18 protein-coding genes and 1 pseudogene are annotated in these 19,059 nt (G+C 47.8%); 17 read left to right on the top strand and 2 right to left on the bottom strand.

The window, feature by feature from the left end; all coding sequences use genetic code 11:
- Nucleotides 1-19 precede the first annotated feature (19 nt).
- The 4 genes from AC0LWT_RS23935 to AC0LWT_RS23920 all read left to right on the top strand — a co-directional run bounded on the left by AC0LWT_RS23935 (nt 20) and on the right by AC0LWT_RS23920 (nt 6,228).
- On the top strand, nt 20-2,230 hold the full coding sequence (locus tag AC0LWT_RS23935) for an NHLP family bacteriocin export ABC transporter peptidase/permease/ATPase subunit (RefSeq protein ID WP_474683802.1): 2,211 nt from the start codon (nt 20-22) through the stop codon (nt 2,228-2,230).
- On the top strand, nt 2,227-4,974 hold the full coding sequence (locus AC0LWT_RS23930) for an NHLP bacteriocin export ABC transporter permease/ATPase subunit (protein WP_474683801.1): 2,748 nt from the start codon (nt 2,227-2,229) through the stop codon (nt 4,972-4,974). Before AC0LWT_RS23935 ends, AC0LWT_RS23930 begins: the two co-directional genes overlap by 4 nt.
- 19 nt (nt 4,975-4,993) lie before the next feature.
- Nucleotides 4,994-5,881, top strand: coding sequence for a GNAT family N-acetyltransferase (locus AC0LWT_RS23925; RefSeq protein ID WP_474683800.1), 888 nt, complete (start codon nt 4,994-4,996; stop codon nt 5,879-5,881).
- A 173-nt stretch (nt 5,882-6,054) separates the two neighbouring features.
- On the top strand, nt 6,055-6,228 hold the full coding sequence (locus tag AC0LWT_RS23920; RefSeq protein WP_474683799.1) for a hypothetical protein: 174 nt from the start codon (nt 6,055-6,057) through the stop codon (nt 6,226-6,228).
- A 230-nt stretch (nt 6,229-6,458) separates the two neighbouring features.
- Here the strand turns inward: AC0LWT_RS23920 and AC0LWT_RS23915 are convergent, their stop codons facing one another.
- Nucleotides 6,459-7,349: an ATP-dependent DNA ligase gene (locus tag AC0LWT_RS23915; RefSeq protein ID WP_474683798.1), complete on the bottom strand. Its 891-nt coding sequence runs from the start codon at nt 7,347-7,349 to the stop codon at nt 6,459-6,461.
- Between the two features lie 185 nt (nt 7,350-7,534).
- On the opposite strand from AC0LWT_RS23915, the gene AC0LWT_RS23910 reads away from it, so the two are divergent.
- The 5 genes and pseudogenes from AC0LWT_RS23910 (at nt 7,535) to AC0LWT_RS23890 (ending at nt 11,153) form a co-directional block, all read left to right on the top strand.
- Nucleotides 7,535-7,663 carry a hypothetical protein gene (locus AC0LWT_RS23910; RefSeq protein ID WP_474683797.1) on the top strand — a complete coding sequence of 43 codons (129 nt, stop codon included), beginning with the start codon at nt 7,535-7,537 and terminating at the stop codon, nt 7,661-7,663.
- A 517-nt stretch (nt 7,664-8,180) separates the two neighbouring features.
- Nucleotides 8,181-9,530 carry an AAA family ATPase gene (locus AC0LWT_RS23905; RefSeq protein WP_474683796.1) on the top strand — a complete coding sequence of 450 codons (1,350 nt, stop codon included), beginning with the start codon at nt 8,181-8,183 and terminating at the stop codon, nt 9,528-9,530.
- Nucleotides 9,508-10,167 carry an RloB domain-containing protein gene (locus AC0LWT_RS23900; RefSeq protein ID WP_474683795.1) on the top strand — a complete coding sequence of 220 codons (660 nt, stop codon included), beginning with the start codon at nt 9,508-9,510 and terminating at the stop codon, nt 10,165-10,167. The genes AC0LWT_RS23905 and AC0LWT_RS23900 overlap by 23 nt, the downstream gene beginning before the upstream one ends.
- Before the next feature lie 127 nt (nt 10,168-10,294).
- Nucleotides 10,295-10,551: pseudogene (locus AC0LWT_RS23895) on the top strand (Tn3 family transposase); the annotation flags it as partial.
- Nucleotides 10,552-10,850: 299 nt separating this feature from the next.
- The gene (locus AC0LWT_RS23890; RefSeq protein ID WP_474683794.1) at nt 10,851-11,153 is read left to right on the top strand and encodes a hypothetical protein; all 303 of its coding nucleotides are present in this window, start codon (nt 10,851-10,853) and stop codon (nt 11,151-11,153) included.
- Between the two features lie 612 nt (nt 11,154-11,765).
- On the opposite strand, the gene AC0LWT_RS23885 is transcribed toward AC0LWT_RS23890, so the two are convergent.
- Nucleotides 11,766-12,428, bottom strand: a complete 663-nt coding sequence (locus AC0LWT_RS23885) for a hypothetical protein (RefSeq protein WP_474683793.1) — start codon at nt 12,426-12,428, stop codon at nt 11,766-11,768.
- Nucleotides 12,429-14,849: 2,421 nt separating this feature from the next.
- Here AC0LWT_RS23885 and AC0LWT_RS23880 point away from each other — a divergent pair.
- The 8 genes from AC0LWT_RS23880 to AC0LWT_RS23845 all read left to right on the top strand — a co-directional run bounded on the left by AC0LWT_RS23880 (nt 14,850) and on the right by AC0LWT_RS23845 (nt 19,053).
- On the top strand, nt 14,850-15,257 hold the full coding sequence (locus AC0LWT_RS23880) for a hypothetical protein (RefSeq protein WP_474683792.1): 408 nt from the start codon (nt 14,850-14,852) through the stop codon (nt 15,255-15,257).
- A 19-nt stretch (nt 15,258-15,276) separates the two neighbouring features.
- Entirely contained in the window at nt 15,277-15,621 is a 345-nt protein-coding gene (locus AC0LWT_RS23875; RefSeq protein WP_474683791.1) for a hypothetical protein, read from the top strand.
- 98 nt (nt 15,622-15,719) lie between these two features.
- On the top strand, nt 15,720-15,953 hold the full coding sequence (locus AC0LWT_RS23870; RefSeq protein ID WP_474683790.1) for a hypothetical protein: 234 nt from the start codon (nt 15,720-15,722) through the stop codon (nt 15,951-15,953).
- A gap of 445 nt (nt 15,954-16,398) precedes the next feature.
- The gene (locus tag AC0LWT_RS23865; protein ID WP_474683789.1) at nt 16,399-16,719 is read left to right on the top strand and encodes a hypothetical protein; all 321 of its coding nucleotides are present in this window, start codon (nt 16,399-16,401) and stop codon (nt 16,717-16,719) included.
- Nucleotides 16,716-17,243: a P-loop NTPase family protein gene (locus tag AC0LWT_RS23860; RefSeq protein ID WP_474683788.1), complete on the top strand. Its 528-nt coding sequence runs from the start codon at nt 16,716-16,718 to the stop codon at nt 17,241-17,243. The genes AC0LWT_RS23865 and AC0LWT_RS23860 overlap by 4 nt, the downstream gene beginning before the upstream one ends.
- Nucleotides 17,244-17,295: 52 nt before the next feature.
- On the top strand, nt 17,296-17,676 hold the full coding sequence (locus tag AC0LWT_RS23855; RefSeq protein ID WP_474683787.1) for a PadR family transcriptional regulator: 381 nt from the start codon (nt 17,296-17,298) through the stop codon (nt 17,674-17,676).
- A 238-nt stretch (nt 17,677-17,914) separates the two neighbouring features.
- Nucleotides 17,915-18,316: a hypothetical protein gene (locus tag AC0LWT_RS23850; RefSeq protein WP_474683786.1), complete on the top strand. Its 402-nt coding sequence runs from the start codon at nt 17,915-17,917 to the stop codon at nt 18,314-18,316.
- 53 nt (nt 18,317-18,369) lie between these two features.
- Nucleotides 18,370-19,053, top strand: coding sequence for a Rad52/Rad22 family DNA repair protein (locus AC0LWT_RS23845; protein ID WP_474683785.1), 684 nt, complete (start codon nt 18,370-18,372; stop codon nt 19,051-19,053).
- Nucleotides 19,054-19,059 lie beyond the last annotated feature (6 nt).

Below are 19,059 nucleotides of genomic sequence, written 5' to 3'. Positions count from 1 at the left end.
CGGAGGTGAATGGGGAACTATGCTGCATCACATTTCGAAGCTCCTTCGCGGACGGGTCAAAACGCCAACGATACTTCAGATGGAGGTCATTGAATGCGGAGCCGTATCACTCGGCATCATTCTCGCTTATTACGGTCGGCATGAGCCGCTTGAACAGCTCCGAACGGCATGCGGCGTGTCCAGAGACGGCAGCAAGGCCAACAATATTATGAAGGCCGCACAAAACTACGGCATGCTGGCGAAGGGATACAAAAAAGAACCGGGCAGCTTGCGCAAGCTCAAGCCGCCGTTTATCGTGCATTGGAATTTCAACCATTTCCTTGTAGTGGAGCATTTTGGCAAGGGGAAGGTATACCTGAATGATCCGGCGCACGGTCCGACCGTCGTACCGGAAGAAGAATTCGATAAATCATTCACCGGCGTCATCCTTACTCTTGAGCCTGGGGATCAATTCCGTCGGGGAGGCAGACCCTTCTCCGTTATCAGTGCCTTGAGAGAGCGGCTGCGGGGGACTGGCCCGGGGCTTGCGTACCTGATGATGGCAGGAACGTCTCTGGCAGCGTTAGGTGTGTTGGTTCCGGTGTTTCTGAAAATTTTCATCGACCGAATGCTGCTCTCCGATCAGTCGGAATGGCTGCCCGCGATGCTGCTGGGGATGGGTGCCGTAGCAGCTTTGCGCATGATGCTGACCGCACTGCGGGAGCGCGTACTGCTGCGGTTCGAGACGAGAATATCGCTGGGGATGTCGGGAGCGTTCGTATGGCACCTCCTTCGTCTACCGGTACAGTTTTTCGCTCATCGTTTCCCCGGAGAATTGGCGGGTCGGGCCCAGCTGAATGATCGTGTAGCGGCGTTTCTGACCGTACGTTTGGCGGGTACGTTCATCGATTTGATTCTGGTCGTCTTGTACTTCGTTTTTATGTTAGCCTATCAATCCTGTCTGGGCTTTGCAGCACTGGGGATTGCTTTGCTGAATGTCGTCTACCTCCTGTACGTGTCACGAAACCGGCTTGATCAGAGCCAGAAGCTCCAGGCGGATGCAGGCAAATTCAGCGGGGTGTCTGTAGCGGGAATGCTGAACATGGAGACGCTCAAGGCAAACGGCAGGGAAGCGGATTTCTTTGCGCGTTGGGCCGGATACCAAGCGAATCTGGTGAACTCAGAGCAGAAGTTCCGTCTGTCGGCGCAATATTTGGCTGCGGTTCCGCTGCTGCTGGAGCTCCTGAATCGAACGCTCATTCTGACTGTTGGCTGTTGGCTGATCGGGAAGGGTGAATTCACGGTCGGCAAACTTATAGCATTTCTGGCTTTCGCCGATGGATTCCTGCAGCCGGTGAAACAGCTCGTCTCGATGGGCAGCGAGCTTCACGAGATGAAAGGGAATCTTATGCGCCTGGACGATGTCCTCACGCATCCCGCCCACGCCGTAAGCGGCATCGCAGCGAAGGAAGAACTGTCGCGAAAGCCGGACGTGAAGACCGGTTCCAAGCTGAGCGGAAGTCTGGAGATCAAAGATGCGGTATTCGGATATAGCCCGCTGGAAGCGCCGCTGATTGACGGGCTCAGCCTCCGACTGGATCCGGGCGAGAGCGTGGCTATCGTGGGCGGCTCCGGCAGCGGCAAATCGACGGTCGCCAAACTGGCGGCGGGTTTATGTGAGCCTTGGTCGGGTTCGGTGCTGTTCGATGAGAAGGAGCGTTCCTCTCTCCCGGGGCCGCTGCTCGCTCATTCCATCGCCATGGTTGACCAGCATATTCATCTGTTCGAGGGAACGGTTCGAGATAACTTAAGCTTATGGGATCCGACGATTCCTGAGGAAGTGCTCGTGCAAGCGGCCAAGGACAGCTGCATTCACGAAGTGATCAGCGCGAGGACGAAAGGGTATGATCATTACGTGGCGGAGCGGGGCGGGAACCTTAGCGGCGGGCAGGCACAACGAATCGAGATTGCGCGGGCGCTGGCACAGCAGCCTTCGTTGATCATTTTGGACGAAGCGACGAGTGCGTTGGATCCTCTGGTAGAGGCGGAAATTTACCGCAACATCCGGCGAAGGGGGTGCGCCAGTCTGATCGTCGCCCACCGGCTAAGCGCGATCCGGGATTGCGACCTGATTATCGTTCTGGAGCACGGCAAGGTCGTGCAGATGGGCACCCATCAGGAGCTGTCGCGCGAGGCAGGACCGTATACCCGGTTGTTTGAGGTCGCCTTGGAAAGGAAAGACGTATCATGAACGAAGAGCTGCTTGCCTCCCTGGCCTCGCTTCACCGTCGGGATGAGGCTTGGCTTCCGTTGAACGAAGCGGGGGTCTGTTATTACGTCGTTACCGGTACGGTGGATTTATATGCAATACCGATGCTCGCCGAAGGAAGGCCGGCGGGCGGGCGAACCTTTTTGATGCGTATTGAGGAGAAAGGATTGTTTTTTTCGCTTGCGGGCGAAGGGGATTTACGGATCGTTGCGGACGTGCCGCCGGGGGCAGAAGTTTGGCACCTTCCGGTGCAGCGAATGATGGACATGCTCGAAGCTGCCACTGCCGAAGATCGGACCGGATGGCTCGGTAAAATCAATGAGTGGCTGCTTGCACTAGGCCAAGCCGCAGCCCCAAGTTCCACGCCGGTAGGAGTCAGGATTCCAGATACTAGGGCTGCCTGGATCGCTTCCTCCGAAGGCAACGTTCTTAGAGCCTACACAACAAATCAGGTAAGCGAACGTCCGGGCTGGGAAGAGGAGTTGCTTGCGTATCACCGCTTGATCTCACAGACACTTGCTCTGAAGAAGGAAGAAGCAGAACAGGAGCAGCGGGGCCGGCTTCTGGCGCGTCTTGCGCAGGATCGTCTTCTGCTGGAGCAGTCGGTTGCCAATCTGTCCCGAGTTACCGAATGCCGCGGGAGCCTCATCGGAGAGGACGGCGGGGACGAAGACCCGTTGGTCGCCTGCTGCAGGAAAGTCGGCCAGTTTATCGGCATTTCCATTCGGACGCCGAAGGCGCGTGGGGACGGCAAGCCGGAAACGCCGGAGCGGGTGTTTCAGGAATCGGGCGTAGCGTACAGGCGGGTTGCTCTGCGCGAAGGCTGGCATCGCGACGATCATGGCCCGCTGCTCGCTTTTCTAGAAGATGGGACCCCAGCCGCACTGCTGCCAAGACGTTCGGGCGGATATGAGGCTTGGCTTGAACCGCTCTCTGAGTCACCGATCATCATCAACGGGCCGGCTGCCTTCTATTTTCAAGCGTTCGCTTACGAGCTATACCGACCGCTACCGAACCGACCGCTTAAGCTGTGGGATTTGGCGAAGCTGGCCTTAACGCAGAGGCTACAGTCGGATTTGTGGCGCGGCATCGGATTTGGCCTTCTGTCCAGTATCTTGGGACTTTGCTTCCCGGCGGCTACAGGTATCGTTGTCGATCGAATTTTGCCCAACTTGCAGGGCCAGCAGCTCATGCCGGTATTCCTGCTGCTCGCTTCCGTCGCTTTTGCCATCTTCGGCTTCACGGTTGCGCAGTCTTCCACCTGGCTTCGCGTGTTTAGCGCTTGGGATGCCTCCTTGCAAAGTGCGGTATGGGATCGTCTGATGCGCATGCCGCTTCCGTTCTTCCGCCAGTTCAACGCGGGCGATTTGGCGAGTCGATTCAGCGGTATCAATATGTTTTTTCGCATCTTGTCCAATTGGCTGCTGACGGGAATGGCAGGAACCTTATTCGCGGTCCTGCAGACGGTCCTGCTGTTCATGTACGACCCATCGCTCGCATGGCCAGCTCTCGGTCTTGTCGCCTTCTATGCCGGGGTGTTTGCTGCTTTCTCCTATCCGCTGATGAGGCTGGCGATCCAGAAGACTGAGCTGGAGGGCAGCGTTACCGGCATACTGGTGCAATTGCTGAGCGGCTTGATGAAGATCCGGGTATCTGGGGCCGAAACGCGAGCCTTCCATCAATGGAGCAAACGTTACGGAGAACAGCGCGCCTACGCGTACCGGTTAAGAGCTCTGCACAACGTTCTGCTCGTCATCAACAGCGGATACACGGTATTGGCGGGTTTGCTGCTGTTCTGGCTGGCGGGAAGAAGCAGCATCGCACCTCCGCCGGGAGCATTCGCTGCATTTTACGCCGCATTCTCGACGTTAATCGGTTCCATCATCGGGCTTTGCGCCTCTACTCTCCCGCTTTTTGATCTTATTCCGCTCTACCGGCGGATGAAACCATTGCTCGATGCTCAGCCGGAGTCGGAGGCGACGCGGTATGACCCCGGGGAGCTGTCTGGCGACATCGAGATCAGTCATGCCACGTTTCGCTACGAGGAAGATGGCCCGCCGATCTTGCATGATTTGTCCCTGCGCATTCGGGCCGGAGAGTACGTGGCGCTGGTTGGCTCGTCGGGCAGCGGCAAGTCCACGCTTCTTCGTCTGCTGATCGGCTTCGACCGGCCTCAATCGGGTGCGATCTATTATGACGGCAAAGATTTGAATGGTCTGGATCTTCGAGCCGTCCGCAAGCAGTGCGGGGTCGTGCTGCAGAACGGCGCGTTATGTGCAGGGGACATTGCCGACAACATCATCGGGCAGAGCGGCGGCATGACGCATGAAGATGCCTGGAATGCGGCGCAAGCGGTAGGTCTTGATGAAGACATCGCGAAGCTGCCGATGGGGATGCATACCGTTTTGTCCGATGCGTCTGGACTCTTGTCAGGGGGCCAGGTGCAGCGGATTTTGATCGCCCGCGCTATCGTACATAAGCCGCGCATTGTCTTCCTGGACGAGGCGACAAGCGCGCTGGACCAGCTCTCCCAGGAAAAAATAACCTTCATGCTGGACCGAATGAATGTCACACGCATCGTCATCGCTCATCGGCTGAGCACAGTCCGTCATGCCGACAGGATTCTCGTAGTCGAACAGGGGAAAATTGTAGAGGAAGGAACGTATGAGCAATTAATTCGCCGAGGAGGTCTTTTTGCCAATTTGGCGTCCCGTCAAGTGATGTAAAGGAAGGAGTTGGCAGATTATGCATCCGCTTCAGATCAAACAGCTAACGCCGCTAACCAGCGGGCCTTATCTGAGATTTACTTATAAATCGTATCGCGCGTGTCTGCAAGATCATGAAAGCTTCGCAGATAGTGGCTTTATCGCCTTTGGCACCAGTCTTTACGATGTGCCCGCCGGCATGATTGTCGGACACGTCAATTGGCAAAATGGCGAAAGCAAGCTGCTGTCGGTGTTCGTTGAAGAGAGGTTTAGAAAGCGAGGCGGGGGTCGCGCTCTACTTGAAGCGCTGATGAAGTATTTGGCTGAGGAGGCCATTTCCCGGATTGACACGGAATACTATGCTTTGCCTGCCATCTCCCCGTTCGAAGCGCTGCTGGCGGCGGGAGGGTGGGAGCGTCCCGCCTTGTTTAGCACGTACTACCGATTCGAGATAGAGAGATTAAAACAAGCGGATTGGCTTGCTCGGAATCGGCTTCCTCCCCGCTATCGCATTGTACCATGGTCGAGAGACATTGCAGAGAGGATCACCGCCACCCTTGAACAAGGGGAAGCGGGCAAAGACGGTTATTTCCTGCCAGACAGGAAAACGGAGACGATCTGCCGGGACTGTAGCTTCATTTTGATGGATGGAGACAAGCCTGCAGGATGGTCGATTGTCGATCGCGAACTCAGCGACGTACTGTGCTACCGCGCCGTATTCTTGCGGAAGGAATATCGCCGGTCGTGGCTGGGCATTGCGCTGGCGTCGCGTACATCGAACGCCGGATTGGCATCGGGAATTCCATACGGCGTCATTCAAGTCAAAGCAGGCAACGATCAGATGGAGGGAATCATTCGACGGCTGGTCATACCGATGGAGCCGAAAGTGACGGAATTTCGATTATCTGGCAAGCAAATCGGGAAATAAAGTTGATGACTGGATAAGCGTGTTCAACAGGAATGATTTATTGGAGCTGTTTGTTGCATTTGCAGGAAGTTTCATTTTTTTGAGGGTATTGTCGTTTTTTTTAACTAGTTTTAAACTTATCCTCTTATAATGAATCTAATGGGATAGAGCATTAAAAATGAGGAGGATATCGGATGAATTGGACATTGAAAACAGCAAATCAACCATTTGAGCAGTTAAAAGCGCGTGCGTCTTCGGACGAAGCACGCGGTGAGCGGGAGCTGGATGAATCCGAGCTGGAAATGGTTTCCGGCGGGTCGGAGTGGTATGTTGTTGGAGTTAATCAAACCCCTCCAAAGAAATATTGATCGACAGGATTACCGCCACACTTAAACGAAGTAAAGCCGGCAGAGATGATTATTCCGATCCGGGCCGGAAAACGGATTGGCTTTGTCCCATTGGTTTTTACAGTCAGAAAACAGAAAGCGTTATTTAAAAAATAACCCGGCATAACGTTTACACGATGAAGTGTGACGGTTGCCGGGTTTTTGCTGTCCATAACTTGACAAATCCCGGACGATCAATATCTTGAGCTTTTTCATTGCACAGAGATAGGTGTACATAATTCTTCGAACTTCGGTGATCGTAATTTTCCTTCTTTCGTGAAACACTGAAATTTGATTTTGCAACTTAATACTGGCTCAATATACCTCCAGCCTTTATCCTCGTGCCTTATGAGTTGTTTAGAAACCTGATTAAATTCACGTATTACTTCAGTGCTAGGCGGAAATTCCAACACACCCACATATCTTCCATCTACGGTTAGACCCCATCCGAAACCGCCTTTAAGCCTTACAGACGATATTTGGCACGTAATGAACTGATAAGCTTTAACCTTAACCATGTTCTTAGAGCGAGTATCCAAATGGATAGTGGCATTCGGATTATATTGAACGATTCCTTCTAATCCCAGTTCTTTCGCCTTTTGAAACAGTTCATGACCATCATCAAAAACGGGGGTAACAGATAAAGTCTCTGATGCTTCTACTACAGAGGATAATAGCTCTATTCGTTCTTTAAAGCTCTTTTCCAGTATCGGCGTGCCGTTCAAATACAATATATCCCATAGGGGAAAATGAGCCCTCAATGTAGTAGAAATTTGCTTAACAGCTGCCTCTTTTTTCGTATTGAATCTGGCCATTGCATCGTCCCACCAATATTTTGGTGGTTGATCTTTTGGCTGTGTTAAGTCGAATGCTATACATTCCCCATCCAAGATTGCTGATTCTATTGGAAGTTTTATATTCATCAATTCAGGAAACCGTGATGTGATCTCGGTGCCATGCCTTGAAAAAGCCCTAACCTTACCTTCATCATAGTGAATCAGTGTTCGAAAGCCGTCCCATTTCAAACTTGATATCCAGTTCTTCTTTATCTGATTCGGCTGCAGCGGAGTTAGCAGCATTGGCTTTATCGGTTCGTTCAACATTAGGCAACACCCTCCAATATAAACATATCATGGGGTCGAACCTAATTGTATATGGAATCATTGGGTGAGCTGAGAATTATGTACATCTTTTTTATGTGCAATTTTATGTAGATATCTCAAAATAGACGGCATACGCGGCATAATCAGCAGCCATGATTGTGTCCGTATGTAGACCAGGTACCGAAATGAAATGCCGTCGCGTTTTTCCCGAAGTCACGGCAGCCGCCGGCGCCGCGCTGGGTAAGGGGACGATCGTTGACGGCGAGCTTGCCGTATGCGATACGGCGACGGGAAAACCCGATTTGAGGCAATGATGGCTCGTTTTCACTCCACACGGTGAATGAAGGTGACGCCCGGTCTTTGCTTCGTAGCTTATGACTTTTTGGCTTATATGGGTGATGACGTTACCGGTCTCCCACTAATGACTCGAAAGGCAATGATCGAGGAAGCGGTCAAAGAATATGAGCTGATTAAATGGATCCGGTATTTCGAGAGCGGCTTTGTTCCTTTGTTCGAACAATGCAAAGCCCAAGAGCTCGAGGGGCATGATTAAACGAAGATATGGCAGATACATTAAGGGGTAGAGCCACATGCCCATCAAGTTTCTAACCCTTTCGACTTGTTTTGGTTCAGCAGGAACTAACGAAACGTTTGGTGGCTGTATCGAAACAGGTATCTATTAACGGTTAGTAAGGGATAGCCAGGTACAATAAATTTGATTTTGCATTTTTTCTTCAAAATCGTATAATCCATTGACTATTGGCAATGATAATGGATATAATATAAGTATGATTTTGCGAAAATATTGCAAAATGGAATGGGGTAATGATCATGCTCCTTGAATTTAGGACGAAAAACTTTAAATCCTTTCAAGATGAGTTAGTTTTCTCAATGACACCAGCACCTAAGCAAAAAGGTCTGGACTACAGTATCCTTAAGGAAAAGATCGGCATCAAGCTTCATAAGGGGCTAAGTTCGGCAGTAATTTATGGACCGAACGCATCCGGTAAAACCAACATCATTGGTGCAATGGATGTTATGAAGAATATCGTGTTAAGAGGGCATATACGGAACGTTGATACCAAGTCCCATGCAAATCCTGCATCCACTCAGTTGGAGTACATCCCTAACAAGGATAACCTTAATAAGGTTCCAGTAGACTTCGGTATTAAGTTCATTAACGAAGGCTTTTTGTTCGAATATAAACTGTCTTTGGATCTTGGACGATTTCTGGATGATGAGTATAATCGAAAGGTCTTATCAGAAGTTCTTTATGTGGATGAAAAGGTAATTTTCTCTAGAGACAATGCTGAGATAGAGTTTCCTACTGCACCCGAATTCATTAAGAAGTACATCGATGGATTCGATAGAAATGAAGCTCGAGTTGCCATTAAACTTGTGCAGAAAAACTTGAACAGGGAAGAGCTGTTCCTGATGAACGGCTTCAAGAACATGTTCAGTTCGTCATTGGCAAGCATTATAAGTAACTGGTTCGAAGATAAGTTCATGGTTTTCTGCCGAGCGGACTCCTTGCAAGTAAAACCCTCGAACTCCAAGAAGGCTACTCTTTATCTCAGTAATGTCGTTAATCAAGCAGCCCGCATCTTTGGGGTCAATTCGAACGCCTTGGGGTATTTGAAGAATGATGATGATTCCGAACCTAAACTCGTTTCACTAGTCGGTGGGCATGAAGGTAACAGACCTATTCACGCAGAAGACTTCGAGTCCTTCGGAACAATCCGTTTCGTCAACATGTTTCCGATAGTACGGAATGCTCTGTTGTCAGGGGGCACCTTAATTGTTGATGAGTTCGACGCGTCCATTCATCCAATAGCCCTAATGTCCCTTGTGAATGTCTTTCATAATGATGAGCTGAACAAGAAAAATGCGCAGCTGATCTTCAACACCCATAACCCGATATTCCTCAACTCGAACCTGTTTAGACGGGATGAGATCAAATTCGTAGAGCGTGATGAAGTTACCTTCTGCAGCAACCATTATTCGCTATCCGATTTCGGCACTTCCGGCAGGGAGGGTGTGAGAAACGGCGGCGACTACATGAAGAATTACTTCGTCAACCAGTACGGGGCTATCAAAGACATCGATTTTACCTCTGTTTTTGAAAACCTATGGGAAAGCAGAGGTGAACAGATTCAAGATGCCACCGATCAGGAAGAGTAATAAACAATATTTTTTCACAGTAGAGGGTGAAACTGAGAAGTGGTATCTTGATTGGCTTCAAGAAGCAATCAACGCTGATCCCGCGGCTACGCATACTGTATCGATAAGAAGTAAGGTCGAGAAGAACCCATTAAAATATGCGAAGGGCATTCCGATCATTGATAAAGTGGAGATTACTCATTGGTTTGATTACGAAAGTCATGGCCATATTGAGGGCTTCCTTGAGGTTTTGGATCTGCTAAAACTGGCTAACAGCCTTAAAGGCAAGCAAATCAAGTACCATTTGGGGTATAGCAGCCTGACTTTCGAACTCTGGATGGTTTTGCATAAGGAAGACTGTAATGCCCATGTCGAACATAGATCCCACTATCTTCGTAATATTAACAGCGCCTACGATGAACGGTTCACTGAACTCGGAACGTATAAGCATGAGAGCAACTTTAAGCGAGTACTTCGGAAGCTAACGCTGAATGATGTAAGGGATGCAATAAGAAGAGCCGCTAGAATTATGCAACGTCATGAAGAAAACGGCGTGCGACCTCTCGAGCACCGAGGGTTCAAATATATTCGAGAAAACCCTTCACTTACAGTCCATGAATCTGTCGCCAAGATCCTTCAGGATTGTGGACTTCTATAACATCATACTCATTGAAGAAGGCGACCTGAGCAGGTCGCCTTCTTACGTCTTAGGGTACTGCAGATTTATTGAAAACCGGCACCTATTGAAAACGGGTACAGCCGAGACACGTATCTTGGCTACACCCGATGAGGAAACAAAGGTACTCATGGCTACCATTATGGCAATGGGTACGAATATTGGCTTAACCAAAATGGCCGAAGCAACTCCGGATATTTCACACCGGCAGATGGCCAACGCAGCTCAATGGCGACTTTATGAAGATGCCATGAACAAAGCGCAGGCTGTTCTCGTCAATTACCACCATAAGTTGTCGCTTCCCTATTATTGGGGGGATGGCACCACCTATCAGACGGGATGCGTGTTCAGATCGGGATATCCAGTTTCATATATACGTGAAATCAATATAAGTGTTCACACGTATTCCGTCCGATGATTTGATCCTATTTATTGCCGCGACGGCAAGGAAATGCTTCAAAGTACTCGCGGCAAAATTTTGCTTCAAACTCCGCTGACGGGCATTATTACAGGCTTTCTGGTAAATGAGAGCATTGATTTCATCTTATTTTCTTAGGATGTTACGGCAATGAATAGCTTCAAATTCCGCACTTACGGCAAAATTTTGCTTCAAAAAAAGTATATAAATGATTCAAACTACACGCTAAGATGCGGGCCATCTGGTATTGGCGAAAGCAATTCCTGCCGTTCTGGATACGCTGCTCCCGAAAATGCCTTGGCTTTTCACCGCGAAGGGTGGCGGACTCTGCTCCAATCCGCTTTCCGATTCAGCCGGAGGTGGCAGCGGCTGGACTTTGGTCGCCGGGACCGCAGCGCAACCAGGTACTTTTGAATTGGATACAAGCGGAAAACTACCTGCCGGTACGTGGATCAGACGCACGATGGACAATTCAGCCGGTGCAACCGCAGTGAACGGGACATACGTTTTGAATATGGACTCGTCGAAATTCGCGACGTTCTTCTGCTAGCCTGCTATATCCGCGTCTGGTCCGGCGGCTGCGAGTTGCAAACTTTGAACGGGGCGGTCGCTGTGAATATCCCATACGAAGCATTCGTGCCGGAAGAAGTCGTACCCTTTTTCTTGTCAAGGCGACAGTAGCACCGGATGTAGCTTCATTCAGGTTCGGCTTCAATATTTCCGCCGCACCCAATCAAGTTGCAATAGTTGATTTTGGCTGCACTTACGTGTTCGGAATGACCGATTTAGCAGTATAAACAATAAATAACCCCCCGCTAGCCTCATATGGCTGGTGCGGAGGGGGGGGGTATGTGATACCGTACAAGCTCCATTTTAAGATTTTTAGGAGTATATCCTAATTTTATTTCGAATTTTTGGGAAGAAGTTTCTTTAGAATTTGTAGTATGTAAAGAAGGATGCCAATTATCGTCAAAAGCAGGAAGTACACAGGTTCATTGTTGTCTACAACAAGGTAAATGTGAAATATACTGAGTAACCCCACTATTACATAAAAACAAATTATTGTTAGAAGAACATAGATAATTACCATAAATATATTACTTCCCCCTCTCACGAAAGGTGAAAAATCGTGAGTATCGTAAACATACCCACGATTTCAACTTTAATATGTAAAATTAAATCTATCGTACCATTCCGTTTGCGAGAAGCCTTTAAAGTCGATGCTAAAGTAAGCTAAAACAACTTCGGCAATACCAGGAATGTATCTATGATTATAGCCTAATGCAACTGCTGCTGTCTGTCCAGCATAAGACTTAGGAACACGAATTTCTTGTTTCCCATAACCATCTTGTTGCGTTGTTCCTGACGATATTACGTCTACATCCCATGAGTCTCCTTCAATTTGTTTTTTATCAACCTCATTTACATATTGAAAAGTTCCTCCGTTTGAACGCCAGTAATTGTAACCTGTTGGATCACCATAGGGTACAGCCATACTTTGCCATGCCATTGCTAGTGAATCTGTGTAACAGTTTACAGGTGCTTTTGCCCACTTATATTGAGCATATACTGTATAACTATTTTCGTTAGTATTTGGAGCGGTGTTTTTCACAGCAATTCCATACATCGAAAAATCTCCCTCAGTCAAGTCCATTGTAGATATTTTGTCTGAGGAGCCTGCAATTATGGTGTTTCCGTTTTCATCAACATCAACTCGCGAAGGATTAAGTGCCTCAGCTTTAATTTTCTTACCTCCATTACTAGCAATGTCCGTTTTCAGATTTAAGGGCAATTGGGAAATTTCGTTATCAGTTGTGAACGACATACATTAAGCAATACGTAAAATGAATCCGGGTGTGCAAAGAAAATAAAGTTTTAGACTGGAATTGCTAATTCTGCGAGGGAGTATGAAGATGTGGAATCGTCTCATTATGAAAAATAAGTAGTAGACTAACCCGTGATTACGAAGCGGTAAAGACAAAAAACAGATAATAAAGTTTTAGACTACTCGGGCCGCTGCCGTCGCTGGCGTGCCGAACGCAAAGCCGGGCCGCATCTGGAAGCACCGGGAACGCGATTTGCAGTTGATCGAGCCGGCGGCCGTTGCCGGTGAGATGATCGCAGCGCGGCCACAGCCGGAAGAAACCAGGAACGTGAGCTGCAGATGATCGAGCTGGCGGACTCGTCCCCGGCGCACTGATCGCTTCGAAGCTGCCTCCGGAAGAAACCGGGAGCGAAAGCTATAACAATACGGGCCGGCCGCCGGCGCTGGCATTTAGTCTACAACTTTATTATCTCAGTCTAATACTTTATTGTTGGGTCTAAATCTTTATTATTCGCAAACACCGGTACCGCCGAAAAACAAAGCCCTTGGAAAAGCATCCCTTGGGCTTCTTTTGCAATCAAGAAAATTTTCACGATAAAATAACCGGCGGCTTCCGGTAGGTTTCGTCCATCGCCGGGGCGCCGCTCCTTCGCGGGCCGCATCAGGAAGAACCAGAAGCGCGCACTACAGCATAGCCATACGGGCCGCCACCGTAACCGGCGGGCCGCCTTTGCGCGGACGAGGAACTGGCTTTATTGTTCCGTATTTTCCCCACGACAACCCGCGCGAAACCACGCCGATACGGCATTCTCACCCCATATATACGCGTGATATCAATATACGTGTTTGCACACGTTCTCCGCCGTGCCCGCGCGACTCCCCGCCATGATGTGGTGCTGCCTGCACCTTTTCCCGCTCCGACGCGGCGTCTTTTTGGCCGATGGCCTGACGCTCCCCTGATTCTGCGGGCGCCACCTTCGACGTTGCGCTTCCTTATTTCCGCTTGGCGATCCCGACCCCATGTATCTATACCCTGTTGAGATATTTTGCCGCTTCCTTCGTACCTAGCTTCCCACAGCCTACCCGACTCATGAATACTTCAACGCCGGATGCATATAAGTTTTGTCTGGACTATTGACTTCTGGTTTGAGATATGGCTCTTCCCCTTAACAACCCGTTTTCGCGCGCAGCGCCCGACCAGCCCCTCCCCCAATCGGAGGCTGTTACTGGATCCGGATAAAGGAGTAGGTATGCTGCCTGCAACTAGGTCAGAAAACAGCTAATAAATAAACACGGTTAACGTAACAGAGTAGAAATCTGTAACTAGGTACGGATCTAGGTACAAATAATAGAAGGAATGGTATTAAGGGAATAGATACGAGAAAAAGTAAGGTATGATGGGGAGCGGGATGATTGAAAGCGTGCAAACACGTATATTGTTTTCACGCGTATATATGGTATAATTAGGATATAATAGAGTTGTGAGCGATGTGCCGTTTGGCGCGCGGGGCCGCGGGCTTCTTCTCCCCTGTCGGGACGTGAGTGCTGTTCGAGCGGCGCCGGCGTGCTTGGTCAGGTTCGTCTGCGTTGGAGCGGGGTAATATCTTTCCTCGCGTTGCCATTGTTCGATTGGTTTGAGGGAAAGGTTTGCGGCTCGTTCGTTAAGCACTCTGAAATGGAAGGTGTTCTTATCATGACAGCATACTTTTATAGAAGCTTTAGTCCGACGGGCTCACCTTATCTACAGCTCTATGAGCAGGCATATGAGCGCGGGCTTGAAATTGTCTGCACAAATGAAATGGATGTTGGTTGTCATGCGATATTAGACTATAAGTGGATACTCGTCTCTCCGTGGGATACCTTTAATTCAAACCATGCTTTCGGGATCGCCCATGAGATCGGTCATTTTGACTGCAACCAAAATCGTCCGAAGTTCATAAAAAAGGTGTTTTCATTTTGTAATCATTGTCGAGACCGAAATGCGTTTCTTTTTTATCCCATTGTTATTTGGGAAGAGGTATTTGCTTGGAAGAATGCTTATTCCATATGCAAGACATGCAACATAAATATTCATGGCTTTAAGCATCAGGCTTTCAAAGCTTTATGGTCCTATGTAAGATCGTATCTTTTGGGGATATGCTTCGAACTCGTGATCGTTCTAGGTTGTATATGTTTTTCGCTCCTTATTACGTATATGGGGACAGGGAACAAGAACATTTTCGAGTTGTTCTTCGCTCAACAATTCATTCCATCCGTAATCAGCAGCTATCTTACATACGAGTGCTTTATTCTCTTAGCAGCGATACGAGATTTTAAAACAAGCAAGGCTCATCCATTACACCATCTAGATCGGCCGGATGCTTTCAGCAAAAACAACCACGATACCGATATATAATCAGGAATAAAAGGGAGTGCAGACGCGTGAATGAAATCGAAATCCGATACCTGAAGAATACCTTATCTCTGAAAAACGTTTCAGACAAAGAGAAATTGGAGCTGATTGAAAAGTATGTGGATTCATTGAGCGGGAATGAAGGTACATATATCGTCACGTTCTATCAAATGGCTTTTCGTTCTCATCGGGAAGAAAATGAGGTTACGAAGATCACGGAGAATGGGTTTAAGTCGCAACACTGCCCGATTCTGGAGACGGGCCTTACCTACCAGGAAGCTCGGCAATTAACCGATTCTCTTAACCAGCAACTTATGGAAAAGTCGATGGATCCCGACTTTCGGGACATGCTTCGAACCGAGGAGGGCCTCAATTTTCTTAAGCAGCTAGCAGCAGGGAACCGGAAATATGCCGGCGCAATTCTTAAAGGGTTGTAATTTATGAGGGGGTATACTTTTGAAAAAGGAGAAGGACATTCGGGAGTACGCCTCCCGATACGGCTTTACGATTCGGAGGATGCCTAGTCAAGGCGGAATCAAACTAATGGATTCTTACGGCAACGAACGGATTTGTTCAAGCCTGCAAACGGCCGATGACACGATTCGGATTTACCGGGACGAACCGCTTACCTCTCCAGTTTACGAAGTGGGGGATAAAGAACTAAAGGGTCGGATACCGATTGCTGCTAAAAATTCCGAGGCTGCCAAGCGGAAATATCGTGAAAGAATTAGAATGCTAAATCCTTCGGCCGTACTGGAAGCTCGTAAACTTGGGCGCCGGACTACAGAGAAAGACAATTAGGAAATCGAAGTGTTGTATTTTTGTCAAGATGTGATTCAAACTGTATTGTCCGAAGTGCAACGAAGTAATTGAATGAACAGGGGGAGGGGTTGTTGCAAATGAAAGATGAGTCAATTGATTTTATGAAGAATGCCTACGAGAATAATCCTACCGTTCAGGAATGGTGTGCAAGAGCACTAAGATCAGGTCGGAAATATAGCCCTGCCACTCTTGACCTTGATCAACTTGTTAAGGAAGGCAAGGCCGAACAAATTAAGCTTCCTGATAATCCCAAAGAAGCAAAAAAAATCGTTGAGCAAATGATTAATAAACATTTCCGTGAGAACAAATGAGACTGAACTTGGGTTAACCGGGTGGCGGAATGGGTAAACGAAGCATGCAAAGACGTTAACGCAGAGGGTGGGCGAAAGCCAGCATCGTAACGGATGACCTCACCCATGCAGAGTGCAAATCCCTGCCCCGGTATTGATACGAATTAGCGGATGCAAAGGAGGGTCCAGTACGTACCCATTTAAGGTATGTTACTCCTTTAAGTTGGGAGAGCCATATGCTGCGGTAACTGTCGAACGGAGAGGAAAGGAATTTGTTATTCAGCCAGGAGTATCAATCGTTCGATCGGATGTATTGTTCACAGAATTGCCTACTGATTTTGTCGTAGTCGATCAACAAGGATAAGCGGTAAATCCTTGCGGCCGCTTCTTGATTTCTACCGAAACCTTCGACCCGTATCATGTGATGGTCGATTGGCAAGGAAATATTAAAGGAGGATGATTTAGTATGTCCAACAATTGGAGTAACGAAGAGCTTTTGAAAGCAATAGGAGAGAAGGTCGTTACTTTTACAATAGATCCGGCCGATATCGGAAAAATCGAGCCGTTCAACCCTCTCGGCGAGTACAGTAAGGTGACTATGTTGGATATGTTCAATCGCAACTATTTTCACGAATTAAGGCCCTATGAGGAAGTATCGGCCATTATCGATATTTCCCGAGCCGAATATGATGCGGCTGCCCAAACAATTAAGTACAATCTTCAAACCATGAAAAATATGAGAAGGAACGTTTCGGATTATATCGGTACAAAGGAAGGTACGGAATGAAAGCTGCAGATAAATTCAATCATGTTCTGAAGTTGATGGAATGGGGTGCCGACGAGTCGTCTGCAGAATTGATTCTCGACTGCATTTCAACAAAACGAAATATATTAATCGCCGGGGCGCTCGCTACAGGCAAGACACTGTTTCTTAAAGAGTTAATCTCAATGACTGACCCTTCGACTAAGTTTGGATACATTTCCAGAAGGGATAGGTTCACTCAATATAACATTCATTCTGTTGACGCCCATCGTGTGACTAAAACATTTAATTTGATGCATAAGCATGTGCAATTTATTACACATGAAGATTCTGATTTTTTTGTCGTTGACGATGTTCGCCCAGAAGATTTTAATCAAATGACCGATTATCTTAATGCCAATGATTTGAATGGAACGCTCGGAACCTGTTTTTTAAGAAACAGAGACGATCTCAAATTTATTTTTGATCAGCAGCTCAAGTATTACGACCTTATGATTCATCTTCTCGGCTTTCAGCGAATCGATAAAGTGGTCCTAGTAGGAAGGTAAATATCGAGAAAGCGGAAACAAACTGAAATACATTTTGAAAGGAAATGCCGTCATGAGGAACCAAGAACCTATGGTGAAAGAACTAACGCTCGGTCATGTGGTGAAAGTTCAGCAGGTTATCGATTTTATCGTGCTGGCTGAGCTGCAAGAAGGACGCCGATATGGTAAGCAAATCGACCAGGTTATTACCCAGATGCTCAATGGCGTCGGGGTCAACGACTCCTACCTTGCTCAGCGAATGAAAGTATTGGCCGAGAAAGGACATGCAACAAGCAGGTGGGAAGACGATAACCGGTACAACAGGTATTACGAAATCACCGAATCTGGAATCGAATATTTCCAGCAACTTCTCCTCGAGCTTCCCGAACGCGTAAACTTAGCGCTCAAAGTATATAACTTGTTCGATAAAACGCTGATGAAATACAGTAAATAAAGGGGGAGACCGGGTGATCCATTCATATCTTAGCGAGAATTGGTCTCAGCTTGTGATCTTTCTTGTGCTTCTCGTTGGTGTTGTGTGCACTATGATGAATCCAAGAAAAATATTTGAAGAGTTCATGGAGCATTTGAGAGTGACTTTTTTATTGGGGGCCTTCGTGGCCATATTTATGATCGGTATAACCTACTTCAATATTTTCTGACAATTTGTTTAGTAAGGGGGAGTTTCTTTAGTGTTCAAGAAGAAGGATTCAAAAAGAAGTATAGGTTATATAGAATCATTCAATATTATTGATTTTATTGTTATGCGATTGAATCGAGGGCTAACTCTTAAAAGTGCATTAGAGCAAATTAAACTTAATGATACTTATATTTCAATGATTGAATCCGATTCACCCATTCCTTTACATGAATTTGATGACCACTCTCATTATTTTATAGCCATTTTGGAAGTATTGCGCCTGGCAAAAGATTTAGAACCTTATCGAATTTGCGATGCCCTCGTTATTCTGAAAAACAGGCTTTACCACGATGTTTATTGTGGGGAGTCAAACACTTATTTGTTTGGCAATAGACTCCTTGAGGATACCCTTGAAAAATTTGCCAAGAGCATCATCGATCGTACCAATCCTTGACACAAAATTGGACCATCGGCTTCCATCAGAACTGTTTTTAAAGGGAGGAGAGCATGGAACTGAATTATGAGGAAGTTGTGGCCGCGCTAAAGGAAAGATTTCCGGAGGGCACTGTTAAAAAGCGCGAAGATACCCAGAGAGCTTATATCCCGAATCAGGTCTACACTGATAGGGTGGAACAGGCGACCGGAAGCCGGTGGAATAAAGAGATTAAAGAGCTGGATATTAATGTCCCATACCGTTATGTAAAAGCGATCCTTCGCGTCCACATTGGGCCGCATTTCCGTGATGGTTACGGATTCGGGATTATGAAAGGCGAACCTACCAAGGAGCCACATAATATCGAAAACGCCGTCGATCAGGCCGTCAACGACGCACTACGAGAAGCACTGGATAGCTTTGAGATGGGATGGAGGGACCTTGCTCCCTATAAACAAGGTGAAAAAGATTGGGGCAGCAACCCTGCTCTCAAACATTTGCTGAATGCCGGACCTCCGCCGGCGACGGGATCCGGAAGTCCCCCTGTTCAGCAATTTGCGAAAGTTCATCATCGGTGTATTTTCGTAAACTGCGGGGAACATCTTACCCAAGAGGAGTGGGACTTGCTTGGCAAAATACCAAACTTTAACCGTGAGAAGATGATCTATTGTTATAATCATATTCCTAACCAATACAAACGCAAACTTCCAGAACCAGTGTTAAAAGAATTTGATGCTAAATGGGCTACACGATCGTAGCAAGAA

It is taken from the genome of Paenibacillus sp. sgz302164 (genome assembly GCF_056120505.1).
The sequence above is the reverse complement of the archived record's forward strand: the minus strand, read 5'-3'. Positions and strand labels throughout refer to the sequence as shown.

Bases quoted from the DNA above. Each gene is read 5' to 3' on its own strand.
- AC0LWT_RS23925 (WP_474683800.1), top strand. From the start codon at position 4,994: ATGCATCCGCTTCAGATCAAACAGCTAACGCCGCTAACCAGCGGGCCT.
- AC0LWT_RS23845 (WP_474683785.1), top strand. From the start codon at position 18,370: ATGGAACTGAATTATGAGGAAGTTGTGGCCGCGCTAAAGGAAAGATTT.
- AC0LWT_RS23885 (WP_474683793.1), bottom strand. From the start codon at position 12,428: ATGTCGTTCACAACTGATAACGAAATTTCCCAATTGCCCTTAAATCTG.
- AC0LWT_RS23905 (WP_474683796.1), top strand. From the start codon at position 8,181: ATGCTCCTTGAATTTAGGACGAAAAACTTTAAATCCTTTCAAGATGAG.
- AC0LWT_RS23855 (WP_474683787.1), top strand. From the start codon at position 17,296: ATGAGGAACCAAGAACCTATGGTGAAAGAACTAACGCTCGGTCATGTG.
- AC0LWT_RS23900 (WP_474683795.1), top strand. From the start codon at position 9,508: ATGCCACCGATCAGGAAGAGTAATAAACAATATTTTTTCACAGTAGAG.
- AC0LWT_RS23865 (WP_474683789.1), top strand. From the start codon at position 16,399: ATGTCCAACAATTGGAGTAACGAAGAGCTTTTGAAAGCAATAGGAGAG.
- AC0LWT_RS23935 (WP_474683802.1), top strand. From the start codon at position 20: ATGCTGCATCACATTTCGAAGCTCCTTCGCGGACGGGTCAAAACGCCA.
- AC0LWT_RS23910 (WP_474683797.1), top strand. From the start codon at position 7,535: ATGAAATGCCGTCGCGTTTTTCCCGAAGTCACGGCAGCCGCCGGCGCC.
- AC0LWT_RS23860 (WP_474683788.1), top strand. From the start codon at position 16,716: ATGAAAGCTGCAGATAAATTCAATCATGTTCTGAAGTTGATGGAATGG.
- AC0LWT_RS23920 (WP_474683799.1), top strand. From the start codon at position 6,055: ATGAATTGGACATTGAAAACAGCAAATCAACCATTTGAGCAGTTAAAA.
- AC0LWT_RS23930 (WP_474683801.1), top strand. From the start codon at position 2,227: ATGAACGAAGAGCTGCTTGCCTCCCTGGCCTCGCTTCACCGTCGGGAT.
- AC0LWT_RS23915 (WP_474683798.1), bottom strand. From the start codon at position 7,349: ATGTTGAACGAACCGATAAAGCCAATGCTGCTAACTCCGCTGCAGCCG.
- AC0LWT_RS23870 (WP_474683790.1), top strand. From the start codon at position 15,720: ATGAAAGATGAGTCAATTGATTTTATGAAGAATGCCTACGAGAATAAT.